The following is a 19475-nucleotide window of genomic DNA, read 5'->3' on the forward strand; positions in this document are numbered from 1 at the left end:
GGACGCGGACGCGGGCGGCGGCAGCGGCGGCGGTGGCGGGGCACCCCCGCCCGGCGTCGTGGTCGACCGCGCGGCCGCCAAGTCGTACGCGGCGGGACGCCTCCCTGCCTACGGCTGGGGCTCCGACCAGTTCCGGTGCCTCGACCTCCTCTGGACGAGGGAGTCCGGATGGCGCGCCGACGCGTACAACGCCTCGAGCGGCGCCTATGGCATCCCGCAGTCGCTGCCCGGCAGCAAGATGGCCAGCGCCGGCGCCGACTGGCGCACGAACGCCGCCACCCAGATCGACTGGGGCCTCGGCTACATCGACGCCCGGTACGGCTCGCCCTGCGCGGCGTGGGCCCACTCGGACGCCACCAACTGGTACTGATGGCCGATCATGGACTGATGGCCGATCACGACGAACGCGAGGTGTTCCGCCGGCATGGCGCCGAGGGGGCGTTGCTGCTGGGCGGCGGCGCCGCGATCCTCCTCCAGCTCGCCGATCCGCGCCTCGCGCGGGGCGTCGCCCGGCACAGCGGCTTCCAGGAGCGTCCGCTCGACCGGCTGCTCGGCACGCTCGACTACGTGTACGCCATCGGCTTCGGCGACGACGAGCTCGCCCGCGATGCGGCGCGACGCGTGAACGCACGGCACGCCCCGGTCCGAGGCGGCGCGACCGACGACGGGCCGTCGTACAGCGCCTTCGACGCCGACGCACAGCGCTGGGTCGCCTCCACGCTGCTCGCCATGGCCCTCGCGGTGCACGAGCGCGTGTGGGGTCGGCTCGACACGGCGAGCGCCGATGCGGTCGTCCGCGGCTACGCCCCCCTCGGCACGAGCCTGCAGGCCCGCGGCAGCGGGTGGCCCGACACGCGGGCGGAGTTCGACGAGTGGTGGGCCGAGCGGGTGCGCCGGCTCGAGGTCGGCGAAGAGGCGCGCACCGTCGCGCGCGCGCTGATGTCGGGCACGTCCGCGCTCCCGCCGGGCAGCCGCGTCCTCCTGCCGCCCGTGCGCCTGCTGACCGCAGCGCTCCTGCCGTCCGGCATCCGTGAGGCCTACGGGTTCCGCTACACGCCGCGTGCGGCGCGGGTCGCCGACGAGTGGTTCCGCGCGATCTCGCTGTTCTATCCTCGGCTCCCTCGGGCGATGCGGCACGCCCCGATGCGCGCCTCGCTTCGTCGCGCACGTCGTCGCAGCCGCTACGCTGGGCATGAGCCACGAGGACGACGATGACCCAGCAGACACCGCACCGCAGCGACGCGCTCGACAGCATCGATCGACGCATCGTCGCCGAGCTGAGCCGCGACGGCCGGCTCTCCGTCCGCACCCTCGCCGAGCGGGTGCACATCTCCCGCACCGCGGCGCACAACCGCGTCCAGCAGCTGCAGAAGCGCGGCGTGATCACGGGCTTCGGAGCCCAGATCGACCGCAAGGCGATCGGCCTGAACATCTCCGCGCTCGTCGTCGTGCGCATCGGCGAGGTGTCCTGGGAGGAGATCGCGGCGAAGCTCGCCACCCTCCCCTTCGTCGAGAAGGTGCAGGCCGTCTCGGGCGACATCGACATCATGCTGACCGTGAGCGCACCCGACCACGAGCAGCTGAGCCAGGCGATCCTCCGCGACATCCACGACATGCCCGGCGTCGTGTCGACGCGGTCGCATCTGATCCTCGCCGAACTCGAGGGCCACCCGCCCGCGCAGACCCTGGACATCTGGCGCACCTGAGGCCTTGCGTCGCGGACGGACGGCAACGCTTTGGCCGCGCCGCAGCCGTTCGTTCACGCTTCCGCTCGACGCCCCACGCGCGGGCACAGACTGTCGCACCATGGCCATATGAGCCTCAACGTCGAGCACCAGAGCGTCCGAACCCTCCCGTCGGAGAAGCCGATCCGGCTCCTCGACAACGCGGGGCACGCGGTGCACGGCGCGTCGGCCGGCGGCTTCGAGCTGCCCGACCTCGACACGCTCCTCGAGCTCTACCGTCGCATGGTGATCGCCCGCCGGTTCGACGTCCAGGTCACGGCGCTCACCAGGCAGGGCCGGCTCGCGACCTACCCGTCGGCCTACGGCCAGGAGGCCTGCGAGATCGGCGCGATCTCGGCGATCGAGGCGTGCGACTGGTTCTTCCCCACCTACCGCGACAGCATCGCGCTGCTCACGCGCGGCATCGAGCCCGGCGACATCCTGCAGTCGTTCCGCGGCGACTGGCACAACGGCTACGACCAGCACGCGCATCGCACCGCCTCGCAGGCGACGCCCCTCGCCACCCAGGCGCTGCACGCGGTCGGCCTCGCGCACGCGGCACGCCTGCGGCACGACCCGATCGTGACCATGACGTACCTCGGCGACGGCGCGACGAGCGAGGGCGACGCCCACGAGGCGTTCAACTTCGCGGCGGTCTGGCAGACCCCCACCGTCTTCCTGATCCAGAACAACCAGTTCGCGATCAGCGTGCCGTTGTCGCGCCAGACGCGCGCGGCCACCCTCGCCGACAAGGCCGTCGGGTACGGCATGCCCGGCTACCACGTCGACGGCAACGACGTCGCGGCGGTCTACGCGGTCACGCGCGCCGCGGTCGAACGGGCTCGGGCCGGCGGTGGCCCGACGCTCATCGAGGGCCTCACCTACCGCATCGAGGCGCACACGAACTCCGACGACCCGACCCGCTACCGCCAGGCCCGCGACGTCGAGCACTGGAAGCGTCGCGACCCCATCGAGCGTCTCGAGAAGTACCTCGTGTCCGAGGGCGCGCTGTCGGAGTCCATGCGAGCCGAGATCACGGATGCCGCGGAGTCGGTCGCCGCGCACACGCGCGACCTGATGACCGTCGAAGCCGAGATCGACCCCCTCGAGCTGTTCGACCACGTCTACGCCCGTCCTCGGGCGGCCCTCCTCGAACAGCGGGCGCGCCTCGAGGCCGAGCTCGCCGACGCCGCGATCCACGCGGCCGCCCAGTCCGCCGCCGCCCGGCCCGCAGGAGCCGCCCGATGACCGCGACGACGACCGAGCAGGTCGCGCCCGAGGCATCCGCGCCGACGCAGCTCACCATGGCCGGCGCGCTGAACGCCGCGCTCCGCGACGCGATGGCCGCCGATGACCGGGTCGTCGTCTACGGCGAGGACGTCGGCCCGCTCGGCGGCGTCTTCCGCGTCACCGACGGACTGCAGGCGCGGTTCGGCGAGGACCGCATCTGGGACTCCCCCCTGGCAGAGTCGGGCATCATCGGCACCGCGATCGGGATGGCGATGTACGGCATGCGTCCCGTCGTCGAGATGCAGTTCGACGCGTTCAGCTACCCGGCGTTCGAGCAGATGGTCTCGCACGTCGCGAAGATGCGGAACCGCACCAAGGGCCGGATGTCGCTCCCCATGGTCGTGCGCATCCCCTGCGCCGGCGCGATCGGGGGCGTGGAGCACCACTCCGACTCCTCGGAGGCGTACTGGACCGCCACGCCCGGCCTGACCGTCGTGATGCCGTCGAACCCGGCGGACGCGTACTCGATGCTGCGCGAGGCGATCGACAGCGACGACCCGGTGGTCTTCATGGAGCCCAAGAGCCGCTACTGGTCGAAGGCGCCGGTCGCCCTGCCGGTCACGACCGCGCCGATGGATCGTGCCGTCGTGGTGCGCGAGGGCACCGACGTGACGCTGCTCGCCTACGGACCCACGCTGCGCACCGCGCTCGAGTCGGCCGACGCCGCCGCCGCCGAGGGCCTCTCGATCGAGGTCGTCGACCTGCGCAGCCTGTCCCCGTTCGACGACGAGACGGTCGGGGCATCCGTGCGGAAGACCTCCCGGGCGGCGGTCATCCACGAGGCGGCCCAGTTCGGCGGCTACGGCGCCGAGGTGGCCGCGCGCATCACGGAGCGGAACTTCCACCACCTCGCCGCACCCGTGCTGCGTATCACCGGGTTCGACATCCCGTTCCCCTCGCCGAAGCTCGAGGAGTTCCACCTGCCGACCCCCGACCGCGTGCTCGCGGCGCTCGACACCTGGGAATGGGACGCCTGATGGGACGCGACTTCATCCTCCCCGACCTCGGCGAGGGCCTCACCGAGGCCGAGATCGTCGCCTGGCTCGTGCAGCCGGGTGACGAGGTGGCGATCGACCAGCCCGTCGTCGAACTCGAGTCCGCCAAGTCGGTCGTGCAGCTGCCCACGCCGTTCGCGGGGGTCGTCGAGTCGCTCGGCGGCGAGACCGGCCAGGTGCTCCACGCCGGCAGCGTGCTCATGACGCTCGCGCCAGTCGGCGCCTCGGTCGAGTCGGCGACGGATGCCGCGGGCACGGCCTCCGCAGGGGATACCGCCCCCGTCCGGGCATCCGTGCCACCGGTCGCCACCGAGCCCGGGGTCGCCGTGCCGGTCGACACGGCCACCGAGGAGTCCGGCGCCGTCCTGATCGGCTATGGCACCCGTGCCACGACCGCGACCGCCCGCCCGTCGGGTGCGCCCGCCCGATTCGGCCGGCGCAGCGCCTCGGTCCCACCCGCCACGAGCACGGCGTCCGCCCGCCCGGTCGCCCCGCCGCCGCCGTCGCGCCTCGACCCCGCCCGCCGCTCCCCCGTCGTGTCGCCGATCGTGCGCCGCATCGCACGGGAGCACGGCTTCGACGCGAGCCAACTCGACGGCTCGGGGCCCGACCACCTGGTCATGCGCCGTGACGTCGAGGCGTTCCTGCGTGAGATCCAGGCGACGTCGGATGGCGCGGTCGGCCTCGCGGCGTCGACGGCGCCGCCCGCCGACCACGTCTCTACGCCGCCGCAGGCCGCGCCTGTGGCATCCGTCGCCCACTCGACGACGGATGCCTCGACCGACCGTCGCGTGCCGCTCGATCGCATGGGCCGCGCCGCCGCCGCGCACTTCTCGCGCTCGCGCCGTGAGATCCCCGAGGCGACCGTGTGGATGGACGTCGACGCGACCGGGCTGCTCGCCGCTCGGCGCGAGCTGCAGGAGGCGACCGGCGAGCGCTTCGGCGTCACGGCGCTCGTGGCCAGGTTCGCCGTGGCAGGCCTGGCGCGGCATCCGCTGCTCAACTCCAGCTTCGACGCCGAGCGCGACGAGATCGTCGTGCACGGCTCCGTGAACCTCGGGATCGCCGCGCAGACGCCGCGTGGTCTGCTCGTGCCCGTCGTCCACGGGGCGGACCACCTCACCCTCCGCACGCTCCGCGACGCGATCGTGTCGCGCAGCGGGGAGGCGTCGACCGGTGTCTTCCCGCCCGCAGCCCTGCAGGGCGGCACGTTCACGCTGAACAACTACGGCACGCTCGGGGTCGACGGCTCCGCGGCCATCATCAACCATCCCGAGGCAGCGATGCTCGGCATCGGGCGGCTCGTGCAACGCCCGTGGGTGGTCGACGGCGAGCTCGCCGTGCGCACCGTGACGGAGCTGACGCTCTCGTTCGATCACCGCGTCTGCGACGGCGCGGAGGCGGCGGCGTTCCTCACGTTCGTCGCCGGATGCATCGAACGCCCCGTCTCGGTGCTCGCCGAGCTCTGACGAGGCCGGCGCACGGCACGGCACGGCTGCTCGACCTCGGACGGGCCGGCGAGCCCGACGGATCAGAAGAACTCGTCGGGCGTGCCCGCGGCGCGCTCGATGTCGCGCGTCTCCTGGCCGGCCGCGCGCAACTTCGCCACGGCGACCCTGAGGCCCGACTCCATCTGCGCCGCCCACGCGTCGGACTCGCGAGCGCTGGCCTCCGCCGCCCGCGCGCGTGCCTCCGACGCCTCCGCCGAGCTGCGCGCGTCGCTCACCTGACGGAGCGCGAGCGAGATGCCGTAGTACGCGGCCACCATGGTCGCGATCGGGGCCGCGATGACCGCGAGGGCGCTGATCGCGGCACCGGTGGGGCTGAACGCGATGAGCAGGGCGAATGCGAGGAACAGCACCACGATGCCCACGAGCACGACGAGCATGAACCGCAGGTCGCGGCTCCACGCGGGCGAAGCCGTGCGAGGGCCTCGCGGAGTCGGGCTCTCCTGCGCGGTACCGGAGGTGGGCAGCACCACGGTCGTGTCGTCACCGGGGACCTGACCGCCGGGTGCGCCCTGCTGGTCGACGATCGGACGTGAGTACGCGTCGCTCATTGGTTCCCCGCTCCCTTGGATGGATGACCCCCCAATTGTGGGCCGCTCGATGGGGCCGGTCAAGGAAGCGCGCCGTCGGCCGGTTCGGCTCAGGCCGCCTGGGCCTCGGCGAGCCCCCGCTCGATGACGCCGATCACGGTGGGATCGTCTGGCTGCACGGCGGGCCGGAAGCGGACGACCTCGCCGCCCGGCAGCACCACGAACTTCTCGAAGTTCCACTTGACGCGACCGGTCTTGCCTGCGGCATCCGGAACCTTCGTGAGCTCCGCGTAGAGCGGATGCCGGTGCCGGCCGTTCACCCGCACCTTGTCCATGAGCGGGAAGCTCACGCCGTAGGTCATGGAGCAGAACTCCTTGATGTCCTCGGCGGATCCCGGCTCCTGGCCGGCGAACTGGTTGCAGGGGAACCCGAGCACCGTGAAGCCCCGCGGGCCGTACTCGCGCTGGAGCGCCTCGAGCTTCTCGTACTGCGGTGTCAGCCCGCACCTCGACGCGACGTTCACCACCATCACGACCTGGTCGCCGTAGTCGGCGAGCGAGGCGGTGCCGCCGTCGATGGTCGTGATGGGGATGTCTCGGATGTCCACCTCACGAGCCTAACCCGCGCCGATCGTTCAACCCCCGAACGAGCCCGAATGCGACCCCTTCACGCTGGATCCGAAGCCGCCGGACTTCGCCGACGAGCCGAAGCCGCCCGAGAGCGGCGCCCGCTCGCCGACCTTCGCGCCGGCCGGGGCGCGCTCGACGACGTCGGAGTGCGCCGTGGACCCCGGCTTGGCGAACCCGCCGCCGGTCACGGGCGCCCAGGAGCTGACACGCGACGAGTCCCAGCGGGAACCGGAGAACAGGAGCGGACCGAGCCACAGGCCGGCGCCGTAGTGACCGTGATAGCCGTCGGACGATTCGCACAGCTGGTCGGGCGAGGCGTCCACTGCCGTGCCCTCTGCCCGGAGCAGCCGGATCTGCTCCGAGACATCCGCGATGCAGTCCTCCCTCGAGGCGTACACGGGGCGTTCCGTGCCGTCGGGGAGGATGTACTCCTCGCCGTCGGCACCCGACACGACCACGCCGTCCTCGGGGAACGGCGAACAGCCGGCGAGAAGCAGCATGGCGCCGGCCACGCCGATGGCGGCGACGACCCGCGGCGCCGGGGCCCGGGTCGCCCCAGAGACCTCGACCAGCGCCGACCGGCGGCGTGCAGCGGGACTCATCGCGACTCCTCGGGATCGATGATGTAGTGCGGTACGAACTCGGCCAGGTCACCGGTGATGGGCCCGCTCGTCTCACGGACGTCGATGCCGGCCGGCGTCTCGCCCACCACCCACGAACCGATGACGACGGTCCTGCCGTCGATGCGAGCGAGGTCGGCACGCTGCTGGTACACGAATCCGGTGTCGCCGTAGTCGCCCCCGTTGGAGGCGATCTCAGCACCCGACGCATCGAACATCGTGACGTTGGCTCCCTCGCGCCCGAGCTTCGGCTTCGAGACGTACGCCGTCCCCGTGAGCGGCTCGGGCGTCGCCGACGCGGGAAGGAGGAGCGGATGGCCCGGGAAGAGCTCCCAGAGCACGACGAGCAACTGCTTGTTGGACAGGAGCATCTTCCAGATCGGTTCGAGCCACGCGGTCGAGTCGCGCGTGGAATCGAGGAATCCGGCGAACTGCTCCTGGGCCATCCACTCCCACGGATACAGCTTGAAGATCTGCCGGATCGGCTCCCCGTCGGGATCGACGAACCGGTGGGCGTCGACATCGAACCGGATGTCCTCCACGAAGATGAGCTTCGTGTGGAAGCCGGCCTGCTTCGCCGTCTCGGCCATGTACGCGACCGTGTCGGCGTCTTCGACGATGAGCTCCCCGTCGCCCGTGTCGTGCAGCGAGGCGAGATGCAGGCGTGCTCCGGCCGCCACGCCGAGACGAGCCGTCCTGATGTGCTCCCACTGCTCGACGAGGAGTTCGTGCAGCAGGTTGAACTGGTCGGCGTCCTGACCCCGCGTCTCCACCAGCCACTGCCACTGCGCGGCAGCCGACTCGACGAGCGAGGTCGGCGTGTCGGCGTTGAACTCGAGGAGCTTGATGGTGTCCTGGCCGTCGTAGGCAAGGTCGAAGCGGCCGTACACGGTCGGGTCGTCCTCATCCCACGAACGCGCGACCAGGTCGTGCAGCGGAGTGGGGATGCCGAACTCGGCGAAGCGGCGGGTGCGGACGAGATGTTCGACCGCGTCCATGCACCGGTCGAACAATTCCCGGGTCGCCTGCTCGAAGGCGTCGATCTCGGCCATCGTGAAGCCGTAGGCGGCCTCTTCCTGCCAGTACGGACGCCCGCCTTCGGAAGGCAGGTCGTAGAACGTGAAGCCGATGCGATCGAACCGCCCACGCCAGTCGGCACGTGGCGTCGATGAGGTGCGGATCACGTGAGTCCTTCGGGGGTCGTGGCACCACGGACAGGAATGGCCGGTCCCGAGAGGGAACCGGCCGAACCGAATGAATGGTGGATCTGAGGGGACTCGAACCCCTGACCCCCTGCATGCCATGCAGGTGCGCTACCAGCTGCGCCACAGACCCGTGCGCCCCGTTCGGGGCAACGAATTGAGCTTACACCAGCCTCGCCCTCCGAAAGAAATCGAGGCGGCCTCAGCCGGCGGATGCCGCGGGCGTCAGTTCTCGCGCGCGAGCAGGGGCGCGACCGGCAGGGCCGGGCAGTCCAGCCAGAGCCGCTCGAGACCGTAGTAGAGGCGCTCCTCCCGGTGGAACACGTGCACCACGAGCCCGCCGAAGTCGAGCAGGATCCATCGTCCTGCGGCGTGACCCTCGCGGTGCAGGGTCTTCGCCCCGGCCTCGCGCAGCACGTCTTCCACCTCGTCGGCGATCGCGACGACGTTGCGCTCGGAATTGCCCGTGACGAGGAGGAAGACGTCGGCGAACGGCAGCGGTCCCGACACGTCGAGGGCGACGAGGTCCTCGCCGCCCTTCGAATCCGCTGCGCGCGCCGCGAGGGCGAGCGACTCGAGTGCCTGGTCGGATGCGGTCATGCGTTCACTTCCGGATGGTGGTGCGGTGGCGGACTCAGAAGAGCCCGGTCAGCGCACCGATGACGAGGGTGGCGACGACGCCGAGCGCGAGCACGCCGGCGGTCACGGCGAGCACGAGCGGAACGTTCATGCCCTCCTTCTTCGGCGGAGCCATCATGGCCCGCGCGGCGTTCTGGGTGCTGATGGCGCGGGTCGCGGCAACCGGGGCGCCCACACCGGCGCCGTCCTCGACCTGGTCGAAGAGACGGTCGACGTCGGAGGAGTCGATCTGGCTGGGGTGCACGCCCGTGGCCCCGAAGCTGCGCGGCAGGTCGACGGAGCCGGTGACGATCGTCTCGCCGCTCGCCGCCAGCGAGCCGCCCATCGGCCCGTGGTCGGGAAGGGTCGGCAGGATGAGCGCGTTCGTCGTGGTCGGCACGCCGTGACTCACGCCGCCGCGCGACAGCAGCTGGTCGAACGGTTCGGCCCGGTCGACCGGGGCGTTGAGCTGGTCGGTCCAGTGTCCGACCGGCCTCGGCGCGATGAGGGGTTCGTCGGCGATCGCGGCGTCGGCGACCTGGTGAGGCGCGGGCGCCCGCAGGGGCGTCGGCGTCGGCGCGAACGGATTCGCGGTGGGGGCCGGCGCCGGCGCCTGCGTCGCGGGCTCATCGCCGAAGTCGAGCTCGTCGAACTCGCCCGTCGAGTTCGCGTCGAGCATCGCGCGCAGCTCACGGCGGGTGAGGGTGCGCTCAGGGGTCATGGCCGTGTCGGCACCCATCGGCGGCGGCAGGATCGAGGCGAACGGATCGCCCGCAGGCGTCGCGACGACGGCGCCGCCGAACGGGGAGGCGGGGTCCGTGCCGGCGCCGGCCGAACGGGGGGCGGCGTAGCCCGGCTGCACCTGGGCGGGCGCGGCAGGCGGCGGAGCCTGGACGGGCGGAGCGGCCTGCACCGGCGGGACGGGCGGTCGCTGGGGCTCGGTCGTCTGCGGCGCAGCAGCAACCGGCTGAGCGGGAGCCGCCTGAGCGGCATCCGGGGTCGGCGACGTCTCCTGCTGCTCACGCAGCCGTTCGCGCTCACGCAACTCGCGGCGCGTCAGCGGGGGTTCCTGCGACGACGTCATTCGACACTCCGATAGAGATGGTGCTTGGAGATGTACTGGACGACCCCATCGGGCACCAAGTACCACACCGGGAATCCCCGGCGCACCCTGTCCCGGCAGTCGGTCGACGAGATCGCAAGTGCCGGAACCTCCAGCAAGCTTACGTCCTGCTCAGGCAAACCCGAAACGGACAGCACGTGTCCCGGCCGACTCACAGCGACGAAATGCGCGAGTCGCCAGAGCTCGTCGACGTCCTTCCACGACAGGATCTGGGCGATCGCGTCGGCCCCGGTGATGAAGTAGAGGTCGGCGTCGGGCCGCTCCTCGTGCAGGTCGCGCAGCGTGTCGATCGTGAACGTGGGCTTGTGGCGGTCGATGTCGACGCGGCTCACGGTGAAGGTCGGGTTCGACGCCGTTGCGATGACCGTCATGAGATAGCGGTGCTCGGCCGGAGTGACGTCGGCCTTGTAGCTCGGCGCGCCCGTGGGCACGAACATCACCTCGTCGAGGCCGAGCGACTGCGCCACCTCGCTCGCGGCCACCAGGTGGCCGTGATGGATGGGGTCGAACGTGCCGCCCATCACGCCGATGCGTGGCCGACCGTTCTCACCCGTCATCGCGCGGAGGCCCGCTCAGTGCCCGCCGTGCTCGCTCCCGCCGTGACGGGCGGCGTAGGCCTCGGCCTTCGCGCGGTGGCGGTTCGCGACGTCGCGGTAGGACGCCGCGACGAACGCCAGGGCGGCGAAGATGATGATCGCGACGACGCCGTACATGAACGGCTCCATCGGGAGCTCTCTCGCGTGCACCGTCTCGGTGAGTACCGTGCCGGTCAGCACTGCGGTCGTGAGGCTCATTCGCCGTTCCTTTCGATCCTGCGGGTGTCGCTCGTGACAGTCTAGCGACGTCAGCCGCGCACGTGCCCGGCCCCGCGCACGATCCACTTCGTGCTGGTGAGCTCGGGCAGCCCCATGGGGCCGCGGGCGTGCAGCTTCTGCGTGGAGATCCCGACCTCGGCTCCGAACCCGAACTCGGCGCCGTCGGTGAACCGGGTGGACGCGTTGACCATGACGGCCGCGGCATCCACCTCGTTGAGGAACCGCTCTGCGTTGCCGAGGTCGTTCGTGACGATCGATTCGGTGTGCTTGGTGGAGTACCGGCGGATGTGCGCGAGCGCGTCGTCGAGCGAATCGACGATGCCCACCGAGAGGTCGAGGCTCATGTGCTCGGTGGCCCAGTCCTCGTCGGTGACCTCGAGGGCCTCCGGGCGCAGCGACCGCACGCGCTGATCGGCGTGGATGGTGACGCCGGATGCCTCGAGCCGGTCGAGCACGGGCGGCAGCAGCCGCTCGGCCGCCTCTCGGTGCACGAGCAGCGTCTCGAGGGCGTTGCACACGCTGGGGCGCTGCGTCTTCGCGTTGTGCACGAGCTCGACTGCCCAGTCCTCCCGCGCGCTGGCGTCGAGGAACATGTGCACCACCCCGGCCCCGGTCTCGATGACCGGCACGCGCGCCTCGTCGACGACCGCCTTGATCAGGCCGGCGCTGCCGCGAGGGATGAGCACGTCGACGTAGTCGCGGGCCTGCATGAGGTGCCGGGCGCCCGCCCGCCCGAAGTCGTCGACGGTCTGCACGCCGTCGGCTGGCAGCCCGACCGCCGCGAGGGCGTCGCGGAGCACGCCGACGAGCACCGCGTTGGTCTGCTCGGCGGCGCTGCCGCCGCGCAGCACGACGGCGTTGCCGCTCTTCAGCGCGAGCACGGCGATGTCGACGGTCACGTTGGGGCGGGCCTCGTAGATCGCACCGACGACGCCGAGTGGCACGCGCACCTGGTCGATGCGCACGCCGCTCGGAAGCGAACGGCCGCTCACGGTCTCGCCCACGGGGTCGGTGAGGGCGATCACCTCGAGCACGGCGTCGGCGAGGGCGCCGATGCGCACGGGATCGAGCGTCAGCCGGTCGAGGAGCCCCGCGGCGAGGCCGCCCGCCCGGCCGGCTTCGAGGTCGAGCGCGTTGGCGGCGACGATCTCGTCGGTGCGCTCGCGGAGGATCGAGGACACCTGGGCGAGCGCAGCGTCCTTCTCGGACGTCGTCGCGCGCGCGAGCCGATAGGACGCCTCCTTCGCGGCGGCGAGGCGCGCGTCGATCACCGTGGCGTCGAGGTCGGGGTGCTCCATGCGACCAGCCTAGGCGAGGTCGGATTCGCCGCCTCGAGTGTGACGATCGGGTGCCGCATCGAACCACGTGCCGATCTCGGCACCTGCGAGGGCCTCGGCGACGAGCGGGGTCGCCGTGATGAGCACCGCGGCTCCCGCCTCCGCGGCGATGCGGGCGGCGGAGACCTTCGTCTCCGCCCCCCCGGTGCCGACGCCGGCACGCCCCACCGACCCGATCTCGACGCCGGCGAGCTCATCGCCGAACGCGACGTGCGCGATCCGCTCGGCTCCCTCGAGGTGCGGCGGCCGCGTGTACAGGGCGTCCACGTCGGAGAGCAGCACGAGCAGGTCGGCGCCGATGAGCTCGGCGACAAGGGCCGCGAGCCGGTCGTTGTCGCCGAAGCGGATCTCGTGGGTCGCGACGGTGTCGTTCTCGTTCACGATCGGCAGGATGCGCAGTGCCAGCAGGCGATCCATGGCGCGCTGCGCGTTGGAGCGCGGCGTGGCGTGCTCGAGGTCGCCGGCGGTGAGGAGCACCTGGCCGGCGACGATGCCGTAGCGGTCGAGCGAGTCCTGGTAGCGGAACACGAGCAGGTTCTGGCCGACGGATGCCGCGGCCTGCTGCGTCGCGAGGTCGGTGGGCCGCGCGTCGAGCTTGAGGTAGGGCATGCCGGTGGCGATGGCCCCCGAGGAGACGAGCACCACCTCGGTGCCGCGCTCGTGCGCGGCTGCGAGGGCATCGACGAGCGGGCCGATCTGTCCGGCGTTCGCGCCGCTGATCGAGGACGAGCCGACCTTCACGACGATGCGCCGGGCATCGGGGATGTCGGCGCGCGTACGCGGTGTCACCGTTCGCCCTCCCCCGATCCCTCGCCGTCCGCCGGCTGCAGGTCGTCGACGTCGACGGCGACCTCGACGTCGGGGTCCTCGCCCCACAGGCCGGCCTCGCGCTCGCGCTGGAGCTCGGCTCGGGCTTCGGCCTTCGCGTCCATGCGCTCGTGGTACTCGGTCTTGCGCTCGGCGCGGGTGGCCCGGCGATTGTCGTCGAGGCGGAGGTCCGCGCCGCGCGGTGCGGTGATGAGCTCGGCGGTCGAGGTGAGGGTCGGCTCCCAGTCGAATACGACGCCCGAACCCGGCCCGATGACGACGGTTGATCCGGCGACCGCGCCGGCGCGCACGAGCGCGTCCTCGACGCCGAGCCGCGCGAGGCGGTCGGCGAGGAAGCCGACGGCCTCGTCGTTCGTGAAGTCGGTCTGGTGCACCCAGCGCTCGGGCTTCACGCCGAGCACGCGGTAGAGCGTGCCGTAGCTGCCGCCCTCGGGCCGCACGACGAAGCCGGAGTCGTCGACGGCCTTGGGCCGCATCACGATGCGCGGGGCCTCGGGGGCGGATGCCGCGGCGGCGCGGGCCTCGTCGACGAGCTCGCCGAGCGCGTACCCGAGCTGTCGCAGGCCCTCGTGGCTCACGGTCGAGATCTCGAAGACGCGGTAGCCGCGCCCCTCGAGCTCGGGACGCACGAACTCCGCGAGCTCGCGGGCCTCGGGCACGTCGACCTTGTTCAGCGCGATGAGCTGGGGCCGATCGAGCAGGGGCACCTGGCCCTCGGGCACCGGGTAGGCGGCCAGTTCGGCGAGGATGATCTCGAGGTCGCTGAGCGGGTCGCGACCGGGCTCGAGCGTGGCGCAGTCGATGACGTGCAGGAGCGCCGAGCAACGCTCGACATGGCGGAGGAACTCGAGGCCGAGCCCCTTGCCCTCGCTCGCGCCCTCGATGAGGCCGGGCACGTCGGCGACGGTGAACCGGTGGTCACCGGCCTGGACGACGCCGAGGTTCGGATGCAGCGTGGTGAACGGGTAGTCGGCGATCTTCGGCCGCGCCGCGGAGAGCGCGGCGATGAGGCTCGACTTGCCGGCCGACGGGAAGCCGACGAGCGCGACATCCGCGATCGTCTTCAGCTCGAGCTTCACCTCGCCCTCGAACCCGGGCGTGCCGAGGAGCGCGAAGCCGGGCGCCTTGCGCTTGGTGCTCGCGAGCGCCGCGTTGCCGAGCCCGCCCTGCCCGCCGGGCGCCACGACGAAGCGCATGCCCGGCTCGGTGAGGTCGGCGAGCTCGCTGCCGTCGGGGTCCTTCACGACGGTGCCGACGGGCACCGGGAGCTCGAGGAGCTCGCCGGCCGCGCCCGAGCGGTTGTCGCCCATTCCGGGCTGGCCGTTGTCGGAGGAGCGGTGCGGGCGCCCGTGGTAGGCGAGGAGGGTCGTGACGTTCGGGTCCGCGACGAGCACGATGTCGCCGCCATGGCCACCGTTGCCGCCGTCGGGGCCCGCGAGGGGCTTGAACTTCTCCCGGCGCACCGAGACGCACCCGTTGCCGCCGTGGCCGGCGCGCACGAACAACGTCACCTGGTCGACGAAGCTGACCATGCCGCATCCCTCCTCACGGGGTGAAAACACGTGAGGGCGAGCCGAAGCCCGCCCTCACAAGACCTGTCGGTCGACTATTCGCCGGCCGCCACGATGTTGACGACCTTGCGGCCGCCCTTGTTGCCGAACTGCACAGCGCCCGCCTCGAGCGCGAAGAGCGTGTCGTCGCCGCCGCGACCCACGCCAGCACCCGGGTGGAAGTGCGTGCCGCGCTGGCGGACGAGGATCTCGCCCGCGCTGACGACCTGGCCGCCAAAGCGCTTCACGCCGAGGCGCTGGGCGTTCGAGTCACGACCGTTGCGAGTGGAGCTCGCTCCCTTTTTGTGTGCCATGTCTGTATCTCCTTGCAGGCCGCTGCTACTTGATGCCGGTGATCTTGACGCGCGTGAGCTCCTGACGGTGGCCCTGGCGCTTCTTGTAGCCGGTCTTGTTCTTGAACTTCTGGATCACGATCTTGGGGCCGCGAAGGTCGTTCAGGACCTCAGCCGTGACCGTGACCTTCGCGAGCGACTTGGCGTCGGAGGTGATCTTCTCGCCGTCGACGAGGAGGACCGGGATGAGCGAGACGTTGCCGTCCTTGTCAGCCTTGATGCGGTCCATCGTCACGATGGTGCCGACTTCGACCTTCTCCTGCCGACCGCCGGCGCGCACTACTGCGTAAACCACTACTCGTACCTATCTCTGGGGAACCCGGGGGTTCCGGCTGTCTGATGGGGTGTCACTGCGCGGGACCCCAGCGGGAAGGAGGGTCGTCACTGCCAGAAAACTGTGCGGGCACACCGGGATAAGCGGTGGCACCAACGGTCGAGTTTACCTGATGCCACAGGGTCGGTCAAACGCGCGTCCCCGGCGAGTCGCGCGAGGCGTCCGCGTAGGATCGGCGGCATGGCCGTGCTCATCGACACTCCGCTCTGGCCGAAGCATGGCACGATGTGGTCGCACCTCGTGAGCGATCGCTCGATCGAGGAGCTTCGCGCCTTCGCGGAGCGCTTGGGGCTGCCTCCGCGCGCGTTCGACCTCGACCACTACGACGTCCCCGTCGAGCGCTACGACGAGCTCGTCGCGGCCGGTGCGGAGCCGGTGGCCCCACGGGAACTCGTGCGCCGGCTCGCGGCCAGCGGTCTCCGGGTCACGCCGCGCGAGCGACGCGCCCGGAGAACCGGCTCAGCGCTCGGCTGACTCGGCGGTCGGCGAGCCGTCGGCGCGGGTGATCACCGGGGCGGCGCCCGCGGTGCTCAGCGCGGCGGTCGACACACGTCGGCTGCGGCCGCGGCCCTCGCCCGCCTTCTTCGGCGCGGGCAGCGCGTCGAGCACCGAATCGAGCAGCACCTCGGCCTCGGCGGGGCGCACCGTGCGACGGCGCTCGGGCGGGGCCACCGGCGGCAGCTCGACGAGCGGCACCAGCGGCGATCCATCGGATGCCTCGGCAGCCGCCTCGTCGCGCACGGGCGGCTCGGCGGGCGGCTCGGTCGTCTCGGCGGGGCCCTGCTCCTGGGTCACCCGACGGTGGCGTCCGCGCCGGCGGCCGCCGGACGTCGGCTGCTGCTCCGACGGCGATGCCTCGCCGCCGCGGTCCTGCCGCGTCGTCGGCTCCTCGGCGCCGGTCGGGATCGCGCCGGTCGTCGTCGCCGCCGCGGCATCCGCCTCGGCCGGCTTGTGCTCGGCGTGGGGAATCGTCGACGCCGCGATCTGCGCGAGGGCGTGCTTCACGTCCTCGGTGATCGCGTGGGTGCCGGTGTGCGCCTTGGGCTCGGTCGAGGCGGGAGCGGGGGCCTGGTTGCCGCCGCTGCCATTCCCGTTGCCGCCGTTGCCGCCTCGGCCACGGCTGCGCCCGCCGCGCTCGACCTGCTGGGGAACGCGGTGCTTCACGATCGGCTCGTGGTGCACGATGATGCCGCGGCCGGCGCAGACCTCGCACGGCTCGGAGAAGGACTCGAGCAGCCCGAGGCCGAGCTTCTTGCGCGTCATCTGCACGAGGCCGAGGGAGGTGACCTCCGCGACCTGGTGCTTGGTGCGGTCGCGGGACAGGCACTCGACGAGCCGGCGCAGCACGAGGTCGCGGTTGGACTCGAGCACCATGTCGATGAAGTCGACCACGATGATGCCGCCGATGTCGCGGAGCCGCAGCTGCCGGACGATCTCCTCGGCCGCCTCGAGGTTGTTCTTCGTGACGGTCTCCTCGAGGTTGCCGCCGGAGCCGACGAACTTGCCCGTGTTCACGTCGACGACCGTCATGGCCTCGGTGCGGTCGATGACCAGCGAGCCGCCCGACGGCAGCCACACCTTGCGGTCGAGGGCCTTCTCGATCTGCTCCGAGATGCGGAACTCGTCGAACGCGTCGCGCTCGCCCGTGTAGGCCTCGACGCGCTCGAGCAGGTCGGGCGCCACGGCGCGCAGATAACGCTCGATGGTCTCGCGCGCCTCGTCGCCGGCGATGATCATCTTCTGGAAGTCCTCGTTGAAGACGTCGCGGACGATCTTGATGAGCAGGTCGGGCTCGGAGTGCAGGAGCGCCGGCGCCTGGACCTTCTCGAGCTGCGTCGAGATGTCGGCCCACTGGGCGATGAGGCGGTTCACGTCGAGCGTGAGCTGCTCCTCGGTGGCGCCCTCGGCGGCCGTGCGCACGATGACGCCGACGTTGTCGGGGAGCACGTCCTTCAGGATCTTCTTCAGGCGCGCGCGCTCGGTGTCGGGGAGCTTGCGGCTGATGCCGTTCATCGAGCCGTTCGGCACGTACACGAGGTAGCGGCCGGGCAGCGAGACCTGGCTGGTGAGTCGCGCACCCTTGTGGCCCACGGGGTCCTTCGTGACCTGCACGAGCACGCGATCGCCGGGCTTCAGCGCCAGCTCGATGCGGCGGGGCTGGTTCTTCTCGCCGTTCTCGGCGGCGGCGTCCCAGTCGACCTCGCCCGAGTACAGCACGGCGTTGCGGCCGCGGCCGATGTCGACGAAGGCGGCCTCCATGCTGGGCAGCACGTTCTGCACGCGGCCGAGGTAGACGTTGCCGATGAGCGACGCCTCCTGGTTGCGGGCGACGTAGTGCTCGACGAGCACGCCGTCCTCGAGGACGCCGATCTGGATCCGGCCGCCCTTCTCGCGAACGATCATCTGGCGGTCGACCGACTCCCGGCGAGCGAGGAACTCGGCCTCGGTGATGACCGCGCGGCGACGGCCCGCGTCGCGTCCGTCACGCCGACGCTGCTTCTTCGCCTCGAGCCGGGTGGAGCCCTTGACCTTCTGCGGCTCCGTGATGAGCTCGGGCTCGCGGGGCTTGCGCACCTTGACGACCGTGTTGCTGGGCTCGTCGCCCGCTGGGCGGCCCTCCTCGCCGCTGCGGCGGCGGGTGCGGCGGCGCACGCTCGACGGCTCGTCGGCGGGCGCTCCGTCCTCGCGGTCGTCGCGCTCGGGACGCTCGCTCGGCACCAGCACGGGCGGCGCGTGGAAGATGAGCGAGGTGGTCGTGAGGGTGGCCGGGATCGGCGACGCCGGGACCGGTGCCTCGGCCTCGGCAGCCGCGACCTCGGCGGACTCGTCGGTCGACGGCGCAGCGGCGTCGGTCACGGCTGCACCCGCGGCATCCGCCGAGCTCGCCGGCGCACCCGCATCGGGCGCCGAACCGGCCACCGGGGCCGCATCGGCCGCGGATGCCGCGTCGAGCGGCTCTGGCGTCAGCGAGGCACGCTCGGCGCCACCGCGACCTCGGCCACCGCGTCGTGCGCCGAACAGGCCGCCTCGACGCCTCGGTGTGCTGCTGCCGGATTCGTTCGTGTTGTTCTCGTTGCCTTCCACCATCTCTGGTGCACTCCTACGACGGTGTGGATGGCCGCGCCATCCGCTCCCGTACTCGTCTCGAGCGATCCTGCGCCGTGCGCTGGACCGCCAATCCTTCACTGCTGCGACCGGCAGGTTGCCTGTGTCGCCACGTCTCGCGGTGCGTCTCACCGCTCACTCGGATGCGGTGCATCCTCAAAGCCTTCATTGGCGTCGTGCCGGGCGCGGCCCGGACGACTCCTTCGATTATCGCACGGCCGCGCAGGGTTGGCGTGGAACCGCATGCCAGAATACGAGGATGCCGGACTCCTCCCCCCAGTCCCGACCCGTCGGCGTCGCCGTCTTCCTCCTCATCGCGGGGGCGCTCGGCCTCCTCGCGGCGTGGAGCCTGACGATCGACAAGCTCGCCCTCCTCGCCGATCCCGACTTCGTGCCGTCGTGCGACGTGGGCGTGCTGGTCGGATGCGGCGTGAACCTCGGATCATGGCAGGGCGCGGTGTTCGGATTCCCCAACCCGCTCATCGGCCTCATGGCGTGGCCCGTCGTCATCGCGATCGGCGCGGCGATCCTCGCCGGAGCGCAGTTCGCCCGCTGGTTCTGGATCGCGTTCAACGTCGGTGTCGCCGGCGCGCTCGTCTTCGTGGGATGGCTCATCGCCCAGAGCATCTACGCGCTCGACGTGCTGTGCCCGTGGTGCATGCTCACCTGGGCGGTGACGATCCCGACGTTCTGGGTGGTGACCCTGCACAACCTCCGAACGGGCAACCTCCCCGTCTCGGCACGGATGCAGCGGCTCGCCGGCGAATGGTTCAAGTGGATCCCGCTGATCACCGTGGTCTGCTACGCGATCGTCATCGTGCTCGCGCAGGCGCAGATGAACGCCATCCCCCGGGTCATGATCGACCTGCAGAACCTCTTCCGCTGACGGGCCGCGCCGACCGGGTGGACCGGC

22 protein-coding genes and 1 tRNA gene are annotated in these 19475 nt (G+C 71.6%); 8 read left to right on the top strand and 15 right to left on the bottom strand.

Annotated elements, in window-relative coordinates; all coding sequences use genetic code 11:
• The 6 genes from AC1DZA_RS18180 to AC1DZA_RS18205 form a co-directional block, all read left to right on the top strand.
• Window positions 1–370, top strand: a 370-nt coding sequence (locus tag AC1DZA_RS18180; protein ID WP_476773806.1) for an aggregation-promoting factor C-terminal-like domain-containing protein, incomplete at its 5' end; no start/stop codon positions are given.
• Window positions 371–387: 17 nt separating this feature from the next.
• Entirely contained in the window at window positions 388–1215 is an 828-nt protein-coding gene (locus AC1DZA_RS18185) for an oxygenase MpaB family protein (protein ID WP_476763917.1), read from the top strand.
• Entirely contained in the window at window positions 1212–1706 is a 495-nt protein-coding gene (locus AC1DZA_RS18190) for an Lrp/AsnC family transcriptional regulator (RefSeq protein ID WP_309978661.1), read from the top strand. The genes AC1DZA_RS18185 and AC1DZA_RS18190 overlap by 4 nt, the downstream gene beginning before the upstream one ends.
• 108 nt (window positions 1707–1814) lie before the next feature.
• Entirely contained in the window at window positions 1815–2972 is a 1158-nt protein-coding gene (pdhA, locus tag AC1DZA_RS18195) for a pyruvate dehydrogenase (acetyl-transferring) E1 component subunit alpha (protein ID WP_476773807.1), read from the top strand.
• Window positions 2969–3991: an alpha-ketoacid dehydrogenase subunit beta gene (locus tag AC1DZA_RS18200; protein WP_476773808.1), complete on the top strand. Its 1023-nt coding sequence runs from the start codon at window positions 2969–2971 to the stop codon at window positions 3989–3991. Before pdhA ends, AC1DZA_RS18200 begins: the two co-directional genes overlap by 4 nt.
• On the top strand, window positions 3991–5478 hold the full coding sequence (locus tag AC1DZA_RS18205; protein ID WP_476773809.1) for a 2-oxo acid dehydrogenase subunit E2: 1488 nt from the start codon (window positions 3991–3993) through the stop codon (window positions 5476–5478). The genes AC1DZA_RS18200 and AC1DZA_RS18205 overlap by 1 nt, the downstream gene beginning before the upstream one ends.
• 62 nt (window positions 5479–5540) lie before the next feature.
• On the opposite strand, the gene AC1DZA_RS18210 is transcribed toward AC1DZA_RS18205, so the two are convergent.
• From AC1DZA_RS18210 to rplU, 14 genes are all read right to left on the bottom strand, one after another.
• Window positions 5541–6068 (bottom strand): hypothetical protein, encoded by a 528-nt coding sequence (locus tag AC1DZA_RS18210; RefSeq protein WP_476773810.1) that lies wholly within the window; start codon window positions 6066–6068, stop codon window positions 5541–5543.
• A gap of 89 nt (window positions 6069–6157) precedes the next feature.
• Window positions 6158–6655 carry a glutathione peroxidase gene (locus AC1DZA_RS18215; RefSeq protein ID WP_476773811.1) on the bottom strand — a complete coding sequence of 166 codons (498 nt, stop codon included), beginning with the start codon at window positions 6653–6655 and terminating at the stop codon, window positions 6158–6160.
• Between the two features lie 27 nt (window positions 6656–6682).
• Entirely contained in the window at window positions 6683–7279 is a 597-nt protein-coding gene (locus AC1DZA_RS18220; RefSeq protein ID WP_476773812.1) for a hypothetical protein, read from the bottom strand.
• Window positions 7276–8481, bottom strand: a complete 1206-nt coding sequence (locus tag AC1DZA_RS18225) for a glutathionylspermidine synthase family protein (protein ID WP_476773813.1) — start codon at window positions 8479–8481, stop codon at window positions 7276–7278. Before AC1DZA_RS18225 ends, AC1DZA_RS18220 begins: the two co-directional genes overlap by 4 nt.
• A gap of 75 nt (window positions 8482–8556) precedes the next feature.
• Window positions 8557–8632 (bottom strand) — tRNA-Ala (locus tag AC1DZA_RS18230).
• Between the two features lie 92 nt (window positions 8633–8724).
• On the bottom strand, window positions 8725–9099 hold the full coding sequence (gene rsfS / locus AC1DZA_RS18235) for a ribosome silencing factor (RefSeq protein WP_476773814.1): 375 nt from the start codon (window positions 9097–9099) through the stop codon (window positions 8725–8727).
• A gap of 34 nt (window positions 9100–9133) precedes the next feature.
• A complete protein-coding gene (locus AC1DZA_RS18240; protein ID WP_476763299.1) occupies window positions 9134–10201 on the bottom strand; it encodes a hypothetical protein in 1068 nt (355 codons plus the stop codon).
• Window positions 10198–10797: a nicotinate-nucleotide adenylyltransferase gene (gene nadD, locus AC1DZA_RS18245; protein ID WP_309978683.1), complete on the bottom strand. Its 600-nt coding sequence runs from the start codon at window positions 10795–10797 to the stop codon at window positions 10198–10200. Before nadD ends, AC1DZA_RS18240 begins: the two co-directional genes overlap by 4 nt.
• Before the next feature lie 15 nt (window positions 10798–10812).
• The gene (locus AC1DZA_RS18250) at window positions 10813–11034 is read right to left on the bottom strand and encodes a hypothetical protein (protein WP_309978685.1); all 222 of its coding nucleotides are present in this window, start codon (window positions 11032–11034) and stop codon (window positions 10813–10815) included.
• A gap of 50 nt (window positions 11035–11084) precedes the next feature.
• On the bottom strand, window positions 11085–12353 hold the full coding sequence (locus AC1DZA_RS18255) for a glutamate-5-semialdehyde dehydrogenase (protein WP_476763298.1): 1269 nt from the start codon (window positions 12351–12353) through the stop codon (window positions 11085–11087).
• 9 nt (window positions 12354–12362) lie between these two features.
• Window positions 12363–13181 (bottom strand): glutamate 5-kinase, encoded by an 819-nt coding sequence (gene proB, locus AC1DZA_RS18260; protein WP_476763297.1) that lies wholly within the window; start codon window positions 13179–13181, stop codon window positions 12363–12365.
• On the bottom strand, window positions 13178–14752 hold the full coding sequence (gene obgE, locus AC1DZA_RS18265; protein ID WP_476773815.1) for a GTPase ObgE: 1575 nt from the start codon (window positions 14750–14752) through the stop codon (window positions 13178–13180). Before obgE ends, proB begins: the two co-directional genes overlap by 4 nt.
• Before the next feature lie 74 nt (window positions 14753–14826).
• On the bottom strand, window positions 14827–15084 hold the full coding sequence (gene rpmA / locus AC1DZA_RS18270; protein WP_130352862.1) for a 50S ribosomal protein L27: 258 nt from the start codon (window positions 15082–15084) through the stop codon (window positions 14827–14829).
• Window positions 15085–15109: 25 nt separating this feature from the next.
• Window positions 15110–15418, bottom strand: coding sequence for a 50S ribosomal protein L21 (gene rplU / locus AC1DZA_RS18275; RefSeq protein WP_159604957.1), 309 nt, complete (start codon window positions 15416–15418; stop codon window positions 15110–15112).
• A gap of 219 nt (window positions 15419–15637) precedes the next feature.
• Between rplU and AC1DZA_RS18280 the strand changes: the two genes are divergently transcribed.
• Window positions 15638–15931, top strand: coding sequence for a DUF4031 domain-containing protein (locus tag AC1DZA_RS18280; RefSeq protein ID WP_476763782.1), 294 nt, complete (start codon window positions 15638–15640; stop codon window positions 15929–15931).
• Here the strand turns inward: AC1DZA_RS18280 and AC1DZA_RS18285 are convergent.
• Window positions 15917–18544, bottom strand: coding sequence for an Rne/Rng family ribonuclease (locus AC1DZA_RS18285; protein ID WP_476773816.1), 2628 nt, complete (start codon window positions 18542–18544; stop codon window positions 15917–15919). The two genes, AC1DZA_RS18280 and AC1DZA_RS18285, sit on opposite strands and share 15 nt — an antisense overlap.
• A gap of 277 nt (window positions 18545–18821) precedes the next feature.
• Here AC1DZA_RS18285 and AC1DZA_RS18290 point away from each other — a divergent pair, with 277 nt between their 5' ends.
• On the top strand, window positions 18822–19448 hold the full coding sequence (locus tag AC1DZA_RS18290; RefSeq protein WP_476773817.1) for a vitamin K epoxide reductase family protein: 627 nt from the start codon (window positions 18822–18824) through the stop codon (window positions 19446–19448).
• The last annotated feature ends 27 nt before the right edge of the window (window positions 19449–19475 follow it).

The organism is Agromyces sp. P2_B3 (genome assembly GCF_056404815.1).